The organism is Proteiniphilum sp. (assembly GCF_034927365.1).
Taxonomy (GTDB): Bacteria; Bacteroidota; Bacteroidia; order Bacteroidales; family Dysgonomonadaceae; genus Proteiniphilum.
In genome coordinates this window covers 1-16,006 of record NZ_JAYFQD010000010.1, presented here as the reverse complement: position 1 = coordinate 16,006, position 16,006 = coordinate 1, and the positions used below count along the sequence as shown (strand labels likewise).

Here is a 16,006-nt window from a genome sequence, read left to right as displayed (position 1 = left end):
TTTTTTGATTATTTTTTAAAATCTAAATCCTATCCTTATGTCTTACTTTGCATTAGAATCCACACCATCTTTGTTTTTTTGCGTTAATCTCTAAAGATTACCATCCTGATATGATTAAAGTTCTTCATGTTCTCCAGCGATATTGTAAATCCATTCGATATTTTCCAAACTTTATTTGTGTAATTGTTTTCTTCTTTGTATTCAATGGGTTCCCCTCCTTTCTGTACAATACTTTCTTCTAAAAATTTTAATTTGTTTTTGAATGTTTCATTTGCTTTTTTTTGCAAATTCTGATTTATGACAAACGGTTCTTCCCATTCAAAGAATATAACTCTAATCAGACCACTTTCTTTTGTTGCATAGTAAGTTATTGAATTTTCAATCAATGAAGTTTCATATAAATATACTCTGGCCGTATCTATTTTATATTTATTGGAGTTCGGATAATATGATTCGGCAATACCAAGTTTATGATCGGGTGTATTATCAATCGCTTCCCATTCTTCTTCTTTAAGTCTCATATCATTTAATCGTAACTTACCCAGATCAGACAAAATAAGATTCATCCGGTTTGTGAAAACATCATCCGCTTCGATAGTTACATTATCCAACTTTACAGTTCTTCGATTTGTTGAGTTTAGAGCATAAGTAGGCTTTCTAAATTCTCTTAACCCGATAGAATAAATCATATATGGCCAGATCTCTGTGGCTATCGCATTGGGATATATTCCAACATTTGAAGTTTCTTCATATTCTCCATCTTCTTCTCGCTGAATTTCAGATGTATAATTCAAGATTTCTTTCGTGTAGTTCTTCATTATTAGAAGTACTTTCATATTCTTCTCTCTTTCTTGCTCCGTTTCTCCACTTGTTCCCAAACAAAAGTAAAAAACAATAGTGTTATCTTCTCCTTTTTTCTCAAACAGATCATCTTCTTTTTGAGTATCTACGATTTCTTCAAATGGTTCAAAAGAGAGTACCGAATAGTCGAAATTCACGGAATCCTTTGGAACCAATTTGATCACAAATTTACTTCCTAAAGGGAACGCAAATCCATTTGTAGGTATAGATGGTAATTCTTGTGCCTGTGCAAAACAAGTAATCGCTAAAAATATAACTGTTAAAAATCTTTTCATCGTAGCTGATCTCTTTTTTCATTTTTTATCTTTCCTGTATCCATTTCGCAAACTTCTCAAATTTTTCATAGTTTGCTTCAAGCCATCTTTGCGCCTTGTTGTTACTCGAAATGCTGATATAATAACAGAAAACGTCCATGTAATCAGATTTAGCCAGATCGTAGAAGAACGGTACATAGAAATTCCACCAAAGGTTGTCTTTGTCATGGGGTTCATTTTCATAAAGTTCTCCTAAAACGGAGAAAAATGATTTAGTGTTGTCTATAAACAACTCATCCGGCGCTTTCTCTTTGTTCTCTTCCAAAGAGTTGGATGCTTCGAGCAGTGCAAGCAGCATGTCAGCTGTTCCAAATTCGGATTCCACACTTTTAGGATTGATAAGCACATTGATATTCGTCGGATCATCAGCATCTTTTTGAATATTACCGCCTAATTGCTCTTTTAGTAATTTATAAGCAGTTTTCGACCTGTTCGAAGATGGCTCTAACATTAAAAAGTAATACAAACTCAATAAACTTTGTACTCTATTGTTGTTTTGATGTTCCAAGAGCGCTAAAGCATAATGACTGCTGTTATGGTCGGATTTGTTTTGAATGGCGTTGATGAAAGCATTTTCCGCATTCTCTGTCTCTTCTATCTTACTGTAATCCACGCCAAGATTGTAGTATAGAAGATGATGATCTCCTACTTTTTCTAATGCTTCGTTGAATAGTTTGATTGATTGTTTTGTTTTACCCAAATTATCCAATGCCGAACCTTTTACGATATAAGCAGGCAATAGGTGGTCTTGTTTTTGTTTTATCACAAAATTGCTATGTTTGAGTGCTTTTTTGCTGTCACCTGCATATAAATATGACATTGATATTTCGTAGTTCACCAATAATGATTTTGGTGCAATCTTCAATGCCTGTTTGTAAACCTCAATTGCCTGGTTATACTCTCCATTATCGTGGTATTGTATACCAATTTGCACTAGACTGTCGATCCTATCCTGTCCTAAGCAAGATATTGTCCAAAAAAGGCAGAACACAAATAAAATTTGCTTTCTCATATTATTTTAGGTGTTTTTGGTAACATATTCTGTCAAAGTCCCTTTTACTTATTTTTTATCTGTCATATCAAGGCTTCCTTTAATCATTTAATTCTTCGACTCCGACTATCAGACCGTTTGCAATAAAATTATCTCCTGAATTTAGTTTTGAAATCGTGTAGGTTTCTTGTTCTCCTTCTAAAAAGTCAATCGAAACTAATTTTTCTGTTCCGTCTGTTGTTATAAAGAAGTCTCCAATATTTATTTCGTTTATATTTTCAAATCCTTTGTATTGTTTTGATTTATCCGGTTTCAACGAAGCCCAACCTTTATTGTCGATTTTGAATGGATGGCCTTGAGTTGCAGTTATTGTCAATCCGCTTTCAAATCGGTAAATAACGAGTCCATGATGCATTACCTTTTCCATTTTCTCAACCTTGGAAGATTTTATCGTTTTAGTATCAGGATCCATGTAGGCAACCAAGTCACCGACTTTTAAGTTCTCAATATATTCAGTTGTGTTGTTTGCTAACTGGACTTTTGTGCCTTTCGCAAAACAATGGACGTCAAGCCCGTCAAAATAGATTTCAGAAATTGCTACGTCATCATATTTTAGTCCTTTGTAAACATCAAGTATTTCAAATTTCATAGTCCAGTCCGGTTTGGTTTTGAGGACATTCCAATCCTTTCTGTCGCTATTTCCAATTGGTTCAATTTTAAAGCTCTGCGAACCGCGTATATCTTGTAGATTCAAAATTGCATAAGGCTTATCGTTGATGTATACTTTTAATTTTTTAACGCGCGAGTTGTTTTCCCATGCTGTTTTACTTTTTACATATCCATTTACAACGATTATCTCATTAATTCGTGGTGATGCTCCATCAAAAGTATAAAGTAGATACTCACCAATACCATAACCCGCAACACCTTCTATCCATGCATTCTTATAATTTAAATCATGAGCGTTACTCGGTTCATAATTGTTTTCTCCTTCTGATTTTAAATAACTTGATGCGGTAACCTCTTTGGATCCACCCCCACAATACCAACTGCAACCTCCTCCGATTATGTCCCAATAGCTTTCCATGGTTTCATCAACTTTTGAAAGCGCATCTTTGTCTTCTTGGGATAAATCCTCGTATTTTGTCCCATTTCCTAATTTTTCCATCACTTTCATGCCAGCTTCTTGATTCTTCTTGAATTCATTTTCACCTTGGACGCTTAAATCAAGTAAATGAATTGATGTTGGAGTCATTTTCTTTATTTGTGAAAATCCAACCTGTGATATTAAAATCAGTCCTATTATTAAAATCTGTTTCATATTCGTTATGTATTTCTTAATGTTTGGCAATACGATGTTGTGTGCTGGCACTTGTCCCTCATAATTTTTATTTGTTTTCTAATTAATATGTCCAATATTCCTGAATAACAAAATCTGTTGACTCTTGGAGTAAATCTAAAAGTCCGGGTTTATGCTCTAATCCGACAAGTACAACAATACGTTTGTTTTTGTAATCGTTTGCGATTTTTTTGATATTATCAGCCATGATTGAGTTTCGCTCATACCAATGTGCTTCCCATTGTCGCGCAAAATCAATCCAATGGTAAAGTTTTTCCGTATTTTCGACTATTGAAACCATTTTCGAGTAGATTATTTTTTCGCGCAACGACAAAAATTTTACCATCATATTCACATTCAAATCCTTCACCGAACTGAAAGTCATTCCATTGTAATTCATTACTAACCGTATTAGTTCAACATCTTCCTTGTCTTTTTTGCTTAACTCACTTCTTTCGTACAAACCAAGCACTTCACTCCACATTTTATTTTGATTGTCAAAATAGTTTGTTTCCTTATAATATTCATTTCTTCCTGTCATATCAAATGGTCGCAAATCCACCTTGTGTTGCGAATGATATTTTTCTGCACCAATATTCTCATTTGTAGAAAGCAGGTCGGGATATTTGTTCAAATCAAAATTGAAATTGTCAGTAAATAAAGTAGAATCTAACTCTATAAGAATGACATCAGGCTTTGCTTTTAGCAATATATTATAAATACTATCGCTGTTTATATAAGAAGATTCATTGTGGAAAGTCCCGACAATACAAAGTTCCGTTTGGGAATAGGCATTGTATAATCCACAGCATAATATCGAACAAATTAAAAATCGTATTTTCATATTAATTGTTATTGACATTCTATTTCCGAGCCATTGTAAACGCTATCGCTCGCTTGCACACAACGGTCGAGTGTATGAGCCGTAAGGGTGAGCGGAGCCACATTAGTATCAACCGAGGCGAAACGACAATGCGAGGGGGAACTTTCGCATACCACGGCCACCCTTATTGGCTATACCGCGTGTTGTGTGTAGGTTTTTTTTATTTCTTCAATTGTTATTATATTTTTTTGATTCGGTTGTCCATTTTCAATCATTGAAAAACCTTTAGAAAGAAAAAATCTAATAAGTTTTCTCTCTTGTAAATCTGAATTTACCTTCATCATTATTGCTAATTCTTGTTTATTTTCCTTTATAATCCTTTTACAATAATCAGTAGCACTGTAACTTTTAACCAGTTCTTTATCCATTTCCACAACAACGAAATGAATTGATTGAATTATAGCAGCAACTTCTTTCAAGGTCGGTGAATAATTATTTTTAAAGTTATCGAGCATTAAACTTGAATCTAATCCACGAAATCGTTCTTGTATATCTTTTTTGTCAGTGTTTCTTAAGAATGTAGCATATTCATGGTCTAATTCATTCTCTGCATGAAAATGAACTAAATTATTCCTCCATTGAATCCCTAAATGAATCAATGAAATAGGGAAGTCAGTCTGAAAGTTCAGACTTTTAACTGCTGCATTAAATTTTCTATAAACAGAACGCACCTCAATTTCTTTTAGAAAACTAGAGTCAGAAATGCAAAATGGTTTTTTTCCAAGAAATCCAATATAAGTATCAAGTGAGTCAACAGCCCAAGATAAAGCTGAATTTCTTGCAAATCTACGGCTCCTCTTTGCTGAATCCTCAATTGATTTAGGTTGCCATGTTACATTAAATGATTCTCCTTTTGTTACAATACCAGAACGAACACCTTCTAAACCGATCAAGATAGTAATCAAATAATGATTTGTTTGACCAATCAAATCTTTGAAATGGTTTAAAGCTGGAGTATGTCTTAATTCGAGCATATCTTTTAATTTGTGAGCTTATTGGATTCGAACCAACATTTCCTGCTTTATCTTAAATGTCTTTGAAGGCAGGTGACTTATCCAATTAGTCGAGAGCTCTTGTTTTTTTAAACTTATACACATCGGGCCGGAGCTTGACGTTCGGGCGGGATTTTCGGCAGAAAATTCCGAGCGAGCGACAAAAGCCCAAATTTACGAAAAAGTGTCGAACGGGAACGTTCGACCCGCCTGACGCCAAACCCTTGTTTGCGGTTCGGCTTTTTGTTTTTTCGTTGTTTGTTTATTGTTAAATTATTTTATGTTGGTCTGATAAACAAGGTTCTGCATAACCAATTATTTCCTTTTTTTCTAATTCGTCAAGTTTTTGTTTTATAAATTTATAGTCAACTAATGCTGGAACTTCCATTGAGAAATAGCCGTCATTTACTTTTTCAGAAACACACCCAAGTTCTTCAAACATTTTCCGAATTGAATTTATGTCTTTTGTCTTGTCCATAAGCACAATTTGTATCGTTGAATTGCCTGAATATTCAACTGTTTTTCTATATGTCAGCATTTGTTGTTGTTCATCAAATTCCGCAAACACAATATCTTCAGAAGCGACAAGTGGTGCATAAAACGGAATATTGTCGAGTCTATAAAGCCCTTTGTCGTTATCAAGTATTGTAGCCCACATAGTTTCAACCATTTCTTCTTCGAAGATGTCGCTATAAAACTGAAATAATATTTTCACATAGTTGTCGTCTTGCATAATCATTTTCTCGCTTGACTTTTATATTTGACAACAAATTCTTGAGCATCTCTAAGATTGTCGGGATAAGCAACATAATTTTGACAAATTGTTATTCCATTTTTAGTTTCAATTTTTTCGTAAATGTGATGAAAGTAAAAACCGTTATCAATTAGAAATTTTACTGTTTCCCATTTTTTGCTTTCTGACTTTTTGGGCGGTCGAAATCTATGTGGTAAAAGTGTCATTGGCTTTCCACATTCAGGACAAGGATAAGTTAATTCAGAACCACTGTCAAATGGTCTGTTAAGTGTTACTTTACATTCTAAACAAACTTTTTTATGTCCCATTATCTTTTTGTATTGTGTGGTTTTAAGCTGACCGCCAACGGTCGAGTGTATGTGCCGTAAGGGATTGCGGAGTAGTTTCCTGTCCACCTACACGAAAGTTTGAGCGGGTTACAAGGCTTGAATACCCACTGAAACCCATATGGCATATACACTTTGTTACAAGCTGGCCGTTCTTGTCTTTCATTTTTCCGTCTTTTATTTTTGCTGCTTAGCCTTTTTGTCCGTGCGAGGGAACAGGCACACTCTTTTACAAGCTTTGGTTTATGTGTCGGCTTGTGCGGCTTGCAAATGTGTGTGACTGTAGCGTTGGCATATCTTTTAAATTAATCCTCCTTCTCTGTCTGCCCAATATTCTTGGATTATTCTGTCTGTTTCGTCTGGTGTATAAAAGTCAGCACGAATCAGGCTCGGTATTAGTCCTTGAATATTCAGATTTATTACCTGTGGAATATTGTAAACAATACTGTTCTTTACACGTTGTGCATCAAAAAATCTTAAACGTGTCGCTAATGCAACAATTCTGTTTGTTGTTGTATTAATTTGCAAGTCTCTAAAAGGATAGCCCAATGCTCTCTTAGATGCCCAAGCTCTTTCTATTTGTTCATATTCAAACCAAGGTCTGAACTCGAAAATGCCTGAATCAAATTCTTTAATGTTTGATATTTGCATCAATGCATTATTGATTTCATCGAATAAGAGGGTGTCAATGTTGTCTATGTGTCCAGTAACGGTTCTGTAGCCATTGTTATCTTGGATTTGCTGGTGAACAATATGATTTACACGTTCATATTGAACAAAATACTCAACAACTCTGTCTTTGAAATGATTACCTTCTTCATCAAAAACATCTTGTTTCCATCTTGCGTGATAAAGTTTAAGTATGTTCATATTCTATCTTTTATGCTGCCGTTCTGAGAATTTCTCTCAGCATTTTGTAGGCACTTTGGTTAATAAATCCTTGAATGTTTTCCTGTGTCAATTCTCCGTAATGTTGCGGTGAATGGTTGATGATAAAGTCTGTATAGAGTTTGTCCATAATGCCTTTAATCACCAAATCATAAACCTGTCTTTCGTCTTGGGTCAGGTTGTTTTTGATAGTTGTTTTAAGGTCATTGTCCTTTTGTAGTGCTTGTAAATAGTTTTCTACTACCGAAACTCCTTCGGGTGAAACTCTTTCTTTGAAACGCAGATTAATTGCAATTACCACTTCTTCAACGGTTGCCATTGGTCGAACGCTAGTAATGTTTCCACCGCCACGCTGACCGCCACCGTTTCCACCTTCATCATCATCTCCGCCCTCGGGTTCCTGAACTCCTTCTGATATTTTTTCAATGTCAAAGGCTTTCAGTTTTACTTTTTTGATTTCTTCTTCCAAATCTTCGGCACTCATTGTCGGGTCAAGTTTCTTGTAAAGAAGTGTGGCGAAGATGTTGAAGTCAATCAGAATTTTGTCTTTGAAACGCAAACGGAATAAAGCACGGATAAAGCCAAACAAACTTACATATCGGGCAAGCAAGGTTCTGAATTCACGTTGTTTGTCGCTGTCGGCTTTGGCTTGCAGTATACCTTTTATTTTGGTAAGCAATACCGAAAGGGGAACTACATCAGTAGGGTTTTCACTATTGAAAAGCTTTACGCATTCTTCCACATCTTCCAGCGTGAAAATGCCACGTTTCAGCAACTCGTCTTTGATTTTATACAAATCATCTGGGTTGGCTTCTTTATGGCTTTCTACATTGCTTTGGTATTTGCGGAATGCCTTGATGATTTTATCATACGAGTTGGTAAAATCAACGGTCAGTGTATCGAATTTCTTTCCCGGATAAATTCTATTCAGTCGGCTTATGGTTTGAACGGCATTGCGGTCTTGCAGGGCTTTGTCCACAAACATTGTGTGCAGCATTTTTTCGCTGAAACCAACTTGAAACTTGTTTGCCACAATCAGAAAACGAATGTCATCGCCCTTTTCAAAGCATTCTTCAATCTTTACATTTTGCGGATTGTTGCTTTTGTTCATTTCGGTTTCGGAATAAAACGTTCCGTCATGGTTGATTTGTCCGCTAAAGGCAACCAACGATTTCCATTTTAAACCCCGTTTTTTCAGTTCTTCGTCCAGATAGAGTTTGTATTTCACGGCACTCAAACGGCTGGACGTAACAATCATTGATTTGGCTTTGCCTTCAATCTTATCGGCTGTGCGGTCTTTGAAAATGGAAACAATTATTTTGCATTTTTCCTTGATGACTTCATCATCTTCAAATGCTTTCAGTTTCAATGCACGGTAAACCTGCAAGGTGGGATATTCATTCTGCTGATGGTCGTCAGGCAGTTTGTAGTTGAGTTCGTAAAGCGTTTCGTAAGTGATAATGTTTTTTGCCACGTCCATAATGTAGCCTTCGGCAATGGCTTCATCCATACTGTAAACATCAAAGGCTCTGCCTTCTTTGCCAAAGTGCTGAATGGTTTTATCGCTTGGTGTGGCAGTCAGGGCTACGAAGCAAAGGTTTGGAAATTCCTTTCTGGCAATTTCATCCAGTAATTCTTCCTGCTCGTCATCTTCCTCTTCGATTTTCTGCTGAATTGTTTGGCCTGTGGCTTCATCAAACACATCTACCATTTTCTCGTGCAGTTTGCCTTCCTGATTGGTGTGTGCTTCGTCTATGATGAAGCAAATATTTTTTCCTGTTTGGTCGGCAAGGTCTTTCAGAAATGAGAACTTGTGCAGAATGGTTACAATGACTGGAGCATTGATAGGAATTTCGGGATTTCGATAATTATCCAATCGTTCACCTAAAGCCAAACGAACATCATTGCTTTTTTTGCAATAAGCCACTACGCCAGTTTGTCCAATGGCTTTTAAAAAGTCTTTGCTGATTTGGTCGTCAAGGTTGATGCGGTGCGTTAAGATGATGATGTGGTCGAATACCTTTTGATTTTTTACGTGCAAGTTTCGCAGGTTTTGCACCAACCAAACAATGGTATTACTCTTTCCGCTTCCTGCACTATGCTGAATAAGATAGCGAAGGTTTAGTGCTTTCTTTTTGCGGTAATGTTCTGTAATGTCATCGTAAATGCGTTTTACACAACGCTGCTGGTGATAGCGTGGAAAAATCCAGCCTTGTGTGCTTCCATACAAATAGCGTTCAATGAAATTGAGTACACTTTCAGGAGCTAGGATTTCATTATACAGGTATTGTACAGCATAATCGTCACCTTTTATTTTCTCATTGAGCAATCCTGTATTAAACTCTCTGAAATCGTCTTTGGTAGGCGGCTTGCTGAACGTGGTAGCGATTTTTGCTTTTTCATCATCAGTAGCTATATGCACAAAAGCACGGTAAAAAATAGGGCGTTCGGTGTCTCGTTCGCAGTATTGCTTTACAGCATCCAATACATTTTGCTTGGCAAGGGTGTGTTTCAGTTCAACGGTAATAATGGCAAAGCCATTCAAACAAACTACCACATCAATACTTTGGCGGTCGTCTTCTTCCTGACGGGCATTGGCGGCACTGGTAAAATGATACTGCCGGATGACGCTAAAGATATTTTTCTTAGCCAGTTCTTCCTGATGCTTATTGTCGCTGCGTTCGGGTTTGAAATAGAGTAAATCCAGTGTATGCTGACTGTTTACTTTCAGTCCGTCACGAAGCAATTGGAACAAGGGTTTTTCCTGAAGTTGTTCCGCAATCTTTTTACCTAAATCCTTTTTCCAGTCATAACCCAATTCCGATTTTACGGCTTGCAGGGTAGGGCGTTGGGTATCTTCCCAAAACTGTTCAAGCCTGTCCCAATGAATGCAGTTTTCCTTATCTACCGTTATTTCACTGTCACGGAAAATGCGGTAGCCCCACTTCGTATCTAACTGATGACAAAAATGGTCTTCAAATATTCGTTCCCAATCTTTACGCTGTTGTTTCGGCATAAGCGTTTACTTTTATCTTGCCTGTTACGGCTTCATATATTTTTATCTTTCGTAGCTCTTGCAGTTTTTCAATCTGTGCTTCAATGTTTTTAATCAGTTGGTCAATGGCGGTGGTGCGTTGTTGCAAATAGTTAGCTATTTCAGTTTGTTCTTTTTTAGGTGGAATAACAATTTTGATGTCACCCAATTTTGTAGAACTTATTGCTGGATAACTAACACCTTCAGAGTTGGCAATAACACGTTCAACTAAAATGTGACTAATCATTTGATAGTATAAATATCCTGCATCGAATATATTTTCGTTTGCGTCAATTACTGCAAAACCTGTTGATGCAATTAGATTTTCATCTGGATTTTGCACTAAGGCAATGGCTCTTAAATAGGTTCTAACAGTTGACAGTAAAATACTATTATGTTTAGGGATTCTTCTTGCTCTGCTTGGTGCTTCTGAAAATTCCATTTCTTGCAATTCAATGAATTCTCCCATTGAATTGACGTTGCTGATGTCAATGTATTTAATTAAATATTCTGGTGTTGTTTTTTCAGATATTACTGATTGATTTATGAAGGTTGTGTTTTTTAATCTGTTCACCTCCCAATATTTTGGAATTTTACCCAACCACTCAATACCGCTGTCTTTCATTTCGGCATTAGCGTTAAGCCCTTTGGTAACGGCATTGTTGATTTCTATTTGCCGTAGTTCTTTGAGTTTTTCTGCCTGCGCTTTTTTGTTGGCTATCAGGCGGTCAATCTTTTGGGTTTGGTCGTCTAAGTAGTTGGCGATGGCGAGTTGCTCTGACTTATCTTCTGGAATTACAATTTTGAAATTTTTGAGTTTGCTATTAGAGATGCTTACTTGATTAATTGCTCTATTACAAACTGATTGAGTTAGTTTTTTAAAATAGTCAGATTTTATCAAATAGATTAAGAAGTATGGCTCAATTCTATTCTTGTTAGGAATAAACCTTAACAAATTCATACCGTGCAACAATTTTATATCTAAATCAAAAATTGCGCAGTTGGCAACATACTCAAAACTATTTATGTGGCTAAAAAGAATGTCCCCATTATTTAAATAGTAATCTTCAATTCCTTTGTCTGATGGAATTATGCCTGTATTTTCAATATTAATTGTTCCATCTGAAATTGTTTCAATTCTGGTTACAGGAATTCCTTCTTCAAAAGGGTCTTGCGTTACTGTTGTTCCATTAGTCATTGACAACAAAATGTTTTTTAGACTGACTACTTTCCAATCCTTTGGAATATCCCCAATCCATTCGATACCGCTGGGCTTATATGTTTCGTATCTGCTCATAAGGTAATGCCTAAATTTTTCATCAATTCCAGATTTTCGCTTTCCAGTTCTGCCATTTCATTCACTACTTTGTCTTGTTCACGCAATGGTTGATATACATAGAAATGCTTAGTAAAAGGTATTTCGTAGCCCTTTTCCTCTTTTGTGATTTGCCATTTCTTTTCTACCTCTTTTTTCAAAAAGGCTTCTTTGTCGTCTTTCCAAGGTATGTATTCGGTGTCTTTTACAATCTTCGGTACATTGAGGGTAGCTTTCAGCCCTAGTTTGTTGCCGTCCAAAGTTTTACGAATGGTAATAGTTGTGTCAGCCGTTTTGTGTTTGGTAGCCAGTTCGCTTTCAGGGTTCAGGTTAAAGCCAAATTCGCCTTCTTTACCTTTTTTGTCTTTCAGTTCGGCTAAGCGTTTTTTATCATCGGCTGTTTTAATCAGTAAAGTGTCGTCCAGTTTGTTTTGGGCAACGGTTACTTCTTTCTCTTCGGTTATCGGGTTGCCGTTTTCATCGGTTTCCTCCAAATCCAAAAACAGCTTGCGGAAAGCAAAATCTTCCAGTTCAAAAATCTTGCTGTACGGTCCGGGTGCAAAGGCTTTATGAATGTCAATGATTTGTTTTATCTGGTCGTTGGCTTCCACGTAGCGTTCATTTTCTCCGCTGCCTTCCATACCGTTGTGTATGCGCCTGCGTTTGTTGCCCAAACTGCGTTTCATAGGTTTCCAAAAACTCGAAGCATCAATCAGTTGAATTTTGTCTTTTTGTTTTTCGGGCTTATTGTTTCGCACCAACCAGATGTAGGTTGCAATTCCCGTGTTGTAAAACAATTCGGTGGGTAGGGCTACAATGGTTTCCAGCCAGTCGTTTTCCAAAATGTACCTGCGTATTTCGCTATCACCGCTTCCTGCATCCCCACTAAACAATGGCGAACCGTTGTGAACAATGGCAATGGCAGAACCGCCCAACTCGGCAGGTTTCATTTTGCTAATCATATGCAGGGTAAAGAGTAACTGCCCATCGCTGCTGCGGGGTTGCCCCACATCAAAACGTCCGTTGCTGTTGGCAAGCACCTTCTTTTGAATTTTCTTCCAGCTTTTGCCATAAGGCGGATTGGAAAGCATAAAGTCGAACTGCTCACCTGCTGCACCATCTTCATACAGTGTGTCGCCTTTGGTGATATAGGCCGTTTCGCCTTTCAGCAATAAGTCGGCTTGTGCCACAGCCCAGGTTTTGTCGTTTACTTCCTGTCCGTATAACACCACTTTGGCGTTGGGGTTTATCTTTTCTTCAATAAACTCTTTGGCTGCCGAAAGCATACCACCGCTACCACAGGCAGGGTCGTAAATGGTTACAAGTTGTCCGTCTTTGATGGCTTTCTCGTCCATATCGAGCATATGCGTCATCAGGTCAATCACTTCACGGGGCGTGTAGTGTTCTCCTGCTTCGGCATTATTGGCTTCCGAAAATTTGCGAACCAATTCCTCAAACACATAGCCCATTTTGATGTTGCTCACTTTTTCGGGGCTCAGGTCAATCTCCGAAAAGTCCTTGATGAGTGTGTACAGGATTTTTTCTTCCGCCAGTTTGTTGATATGTGAACGAATACCCGAACGGTCAATAATGATTTTGATATTGTCGGTATAGCCGTTCAGGTAAGCAATAAAATTATTCTTAATGCTGCTTTTGCATATTCCGGTGATGCTGACCCCCTGTCCGGGATGTTGACCCCCTGCGTTCTCCCGGAGGGCACTCCGAAGGTCATCCTTTTTTGATAAATCAAAAAAGGCAAGGACAAAATTATCGTTTTTTTCTTCTCAGGGAGTCTCCCTTGAGTGTTATTTTATGTGATGCGTTCAACAATCGGTCTAAAATGGCATCGGCAACCGTCTTTTCCGTTATGATGTCGTACCATTTTTCCAGGGGAAGTTGCGAACCTATGATGATGGACTTTTTAGCGAACCGGTCTTCAATGATCTCCATTAATGTCAATGAGCTTATGTTGTCCAATGGCTGCAAGCCGAAGTCATCGAGTATGAGCAGGTCCTGCTTTTCAATCCGCTTGATCTCTTTCATGTAAGAGCCGTCCACTTTATTTATTCGTAATGCGTTAAAAAGTTTCTGTGTATTGCGGTACAGCACCTTGTAACCCATCAGGCATGCCTGGTACCCCAGGGCGGATATGAGGTAGCTTTTCCCTAACCCGGTGGCCCCTGTCACCAGGACGTTCTCCGCCCTCTCGAGGTAATTGCAGTCCACCAGCCGGAGCACCTGGTTCCTGTCCAGGTTGCGCGGATGCGAGTAGTCTATTTCTTCAAGGGATGCCGGGTAACGGAACCCCGCGTTTTTTACCAGCCGGTCCGTTTTCCGGTTCTCCTGTTCTTCCCATTCGGCCTCGACCAGGGTTGCCAGCATCTGGTCGATGGTGAACTGCCCCGATGTCTTACTCTCCAGGATAGCCCTGAAGGAGGACTGCATGCCATACAGGCGGAGCCGTCCCATTTTTTCCAATGTCACTTCATTCATGTTCCTTTTGTTTTAATCGTTACATATGTCTTTATAATAATCGCTTCCCCTGAGGTTTTCATGCCCGGGAAGTTTTTGTTTCCTTGCCGCCTGTTCCCCTTCCGCCCATAGCTTGTCGGTATTGTTGGCCAGCACCTTCGATATGAACCCGTAGTTGTAGGTCTCCATCCTTATCCCCATCCTGCAGGCTGTCACCAGGCGCTCCTTGCCCAGCTTTCTGGCGAAGGAGAGTATCCCCACGCAGGCACGGTAAAGTGTCTCAGGGTAGTTCTTCTGCGAGAGTACGCCTTCTATGTAGGTTTTAACTTCGGGACTGATCCCGGCGGCCCAATTGATGAACTTCTCCGGGTTCCACTCCGAGACGAACCGGTGGTGCGAAGGCAGGTGCTCCTTGATGGTGGTGTACTTGTAGGGTTTCCTGTCCCTCAGGTGGAAGGCCACGCGTTCGCCTTTGAGATAGACGCTGACCTCCTTCGAGGTGTAGCTCAACTTCACCTTCTCCCCGATATGCCGGTACGGGACACTGTAGTAATGCCTGTCGTCGGAAAGTTGGACATGGCAGTTCTTCATGACTGTCACCTGTCTCGTCTTCCTTATTTCAAAACGTTCGCCCGGCAGGGGTTTTAACGCTTCCCTTTCGGTTTGCTCGAACACCTGCCTGCGGGAGTGATCCCTGCCATGGAAGGGGGTCGAGTTATGCTTTTCAAGGCACCGGAGTATGGCCCCGTTCAACTCTTCCAGCGAGAAGAAGGTCATCCCCGAGAGTTCGGCGTGCACCCTCGTGTAAAGCGTGCGGATATGGTTCTCGACAAGGCTTTTATCCCTGGGCCTGCGGCTGCGGGCGGGCAAGACGCCACATCCGTAATGGTTGGCCATGTCCAGAAAGTCTTCGTTCAGCCCGGGATCATACTTGCTGCTTTTGCTCACGGCGCTTTTCAGGTTGTCGGGGACCAACACTTTGGGAACACCGCCATAGTAATGCAGCGCGTTCTGCACGCTGGCGATGAAGTCCTCCTTTTGCTGGCTGGGGGAAGCTTCCCCATAGGTGTATTGGCTCTGCCCGAGAACGGACACAAAGAACTCGCATTCGATGATTTCCCCCGTGCCGTATTCAACGTAGTGTAATTTCTTTCCCGCGTAGTCAACGAACATCTTGTCCCCGGCCTCGTGCTCGAAGTGCATCACGGCCGACCTGCTCTCCCGGTATTTTTGGTAATGGTGGCAGAACTGGGAGTACTGGTAGCCCCCGGGATGGGTCTCCTTGTATTTGCACCAGAGGTAATGCAGGGTGAAACCTGTTTCCTCCAGCTTGCTGCTGATATCGGGAAAAAGTTGTCGCAATTGGGTCAGCTTATCCCGGCCTTGCGTATTATCCTCCAACAGGATATGCTCCAATGACTCGTTGCTGTGGGAAGTTATCGCCTCCGGTGGCAACCCTTTGGATTCGGCCTGGCGCAAATAACGCTTTACCGTATTTTTGGATATGCCCAGATCCCGTGAGATCGTCTTGATCCCGTAACCAAGTCCATGTAGTTGTACTATCTGCTTTATCATACTGATGCTTTTAGGTGTCCCTGCCATCTTGATTATCGTTTATGTTTACTCTGGGAACATAAACAACTCAAAAAGGGAAAACCTTCGGCGCCCGGGCGGGGTCAGTATGCCGGAACGGCAGGAGGTGGACATTCCGGCATGTTGACCCCTGCAAGTCTTTAATAAAATGCGTATCCAGGGGAGTTTTACAGAGGGGTCAGGATCCCGGAACAGGGGTCAGCTTGTTCCGGAATGAGGGGTCAGGATAAAACGGAATTTGCAA

At 39.5% G+C, this 16,006-nt stretch carries 14 protein-coding genes; all 14 read right to left on the bottom strand.

Annotated features, from left to right (window positions below; all coding sequences use genetic code 11):
* Nucleotides 1–83 precede the first annotated feature (83 nt).
* The 14 genes from VB073_RS07210 to istA all read right to left on the bottom strand — a co-directional run bounded on the left by VB073_RS07210 (nt 84) and on the right by istA (nt 15,771).
* Nucleotides 84–1,136 carry a hypothetical protein gene (locus tag VB073_RS07210; protein ID WP_323403481.1) on the bottom strand — a complete coding sequence of 351 codons (1,053 nt, stop codon included), beginning with the start codon at nt 1,134–1,136 and terminating at the stop codon, nt 84–86.
* Nucleotides 1,137–1,161: 25 nt separating this feature from the next.
* Nucleotides 1,162–2,187, bottom strand: a complete 1,026-nt coding sequence (locus VB073_RS07205; protein WP_323403480.1) for a tetratricopeptide repeat protein — start codon at nt 2,185–2,187, stop codon at nt 1,162–1,164.
* 79 nt (nt 2,188–2,266) lie between these two features.
* Nucleotides 2,267–3,487: an NADase-type glycan-binding domain-containing protein gene (locus VB073_RS07200; RefSeq protein WP_323403479.1), complete on the bottom strand. Its 1,221-nt coding sequence runs from the start codon at nt 3,485–3,487 to the stop codon at nt 2,267–2,269.
* A gap of 82 nt (nt 3,488–3,569) precedes the next feature.
* Nucleotides 3,570–4,349, bottom strand: a complete 780-nt coding sequence (locus VB073_RS07195) for a DUF5694 domain-containing protein (protein WP_323403478.1) — start codon at nt 4,347–4,349, stop codon at nt 3,570–3,572.
* Between the two features lie 170 nt (nt 4,350–4,519).
* Nucleotides 4,520–5,362: a hypothetical protein gene (locus VB073_RS07190; RefSeq protein ID WP_323403477.1), complete on the bottom strand. Its 843-nt coding sequence runs from the start codon at nt 5,360–5,362 to the stop codon at nt 4,520–4,522.
* Nucleotides 5,363–5,648: 286 nt separating this feature from the next.
* Nucleotides 5,649–6,113, bottom strand: a complete 465-nt coding sequence (locus tag VB073_RS07185; RefSeq protein ID WP_323403476.1) for a DUF4265 domain-containing protein — start codon at nt 6,111–6,113, stop codon at nt 5,649–5,651.
* Nucleotides 6,114–6,115: 2 nt separating this feature from the next.
* Complete coding sequence (locus VB073_RS07180; protein WP_323403475.1) at nt 6,116–6,442, bottom strand: hypothetical protein; 327 nt, start codon at nt 6,440–6,442, stop codon at nt 6,116–6,118.
* 22 nt (nt 6,443–6,464) lie between these two features.
* Complete coding sequence (locus tag VB073_RS07175; RefSeq protein WP_323403474.1) at nt 6,465–6,626, bottom strand: hypothetical protein; 162 nt, start codon at nt 6,624–6,626, stop codon at nt 6,465–6,467.
* A gap of 134 nt (nt 6,627–6,760) precedes the next feature.
* Nucleotides 6,761–7,330 (bottom strand): hypothetical protein, encoded by a 570-nt coding sequence (locus VB073_RS07170; protein WP_323403473.1) that lies wholly within the window; start codon nt 7,328–7,330, stop codon nt 6,761–6,763.
* A 10-nt stretch (nt 7,331–7,340) separates the two neighbouring features.
* Nucleotides 7,341–10,364 (bottom strand): DEAD/DEAH box helicase family protein, encoded by a 3,024-nt coding sequence (locus VB073_RS07165; protein ID WP_323403472.1) that lies wholly within the window; start codon nt 10,362–10,364, stop codon nt 7,341–7,343.
* A complete protein-coding gene (locus VB073_RS07160) occupies nt 10,345–11,679 on the bottom strand; it encodes a restriction endonuclease subunit S (RefSeq protein WP_323403471.1) in 1,335 nt (444 codons plus the stop codon). Before VB073_RS07160 ends, VB073_RS07165 begins: the two co-directional genes overlap by 20 nt.
* Nucleotides 11,676–13,181, bottom strand: a complete 1,506-nt coding sequence (locus VB073_RS07155; RefSeq protein WP_323403470.1) for a class I SAM-dependent DNA methyltransferase — start codon at nt 13,179–13,181, stop codon at nt 11,676–11,678. The genes VB073_RS07160 and VB073_RS07155 overlap by 4 nt, the downstream gene beginning before the upstream one ends.
* A 283-nt stretch (nt 13,182–13,464) precedes the next feature.
* Nucleotides 13,465–14,190: an IS21-like element helper ATPase IstB gene (gene istB, locus VB073_RS07150; RefSeq protein ID WP_323403469.1), complete on the bottom strand. Its 726-nt coding sequence runs from the start codon at nt 14,188–14,190 to the stop codon at nt 13,465–13,467.
* 12 nt (nt 14,191–14,202) lie between these two features.
* The gene (istA, locus tag VB073_RS07145; RefSeq protein ID WP_323403468.1) at nt 14,203–15,771 is read right to left on the bottom strand and encodes an IS21 family transposase; all 1,569 of its coding nucleotides are present in this window, start codon (nt 15,769–15,771) and stop codon (nt 14,203–14,205) included.
* Nucleotides 15,772–16,006: the final 235 nt, after the last annotated feature.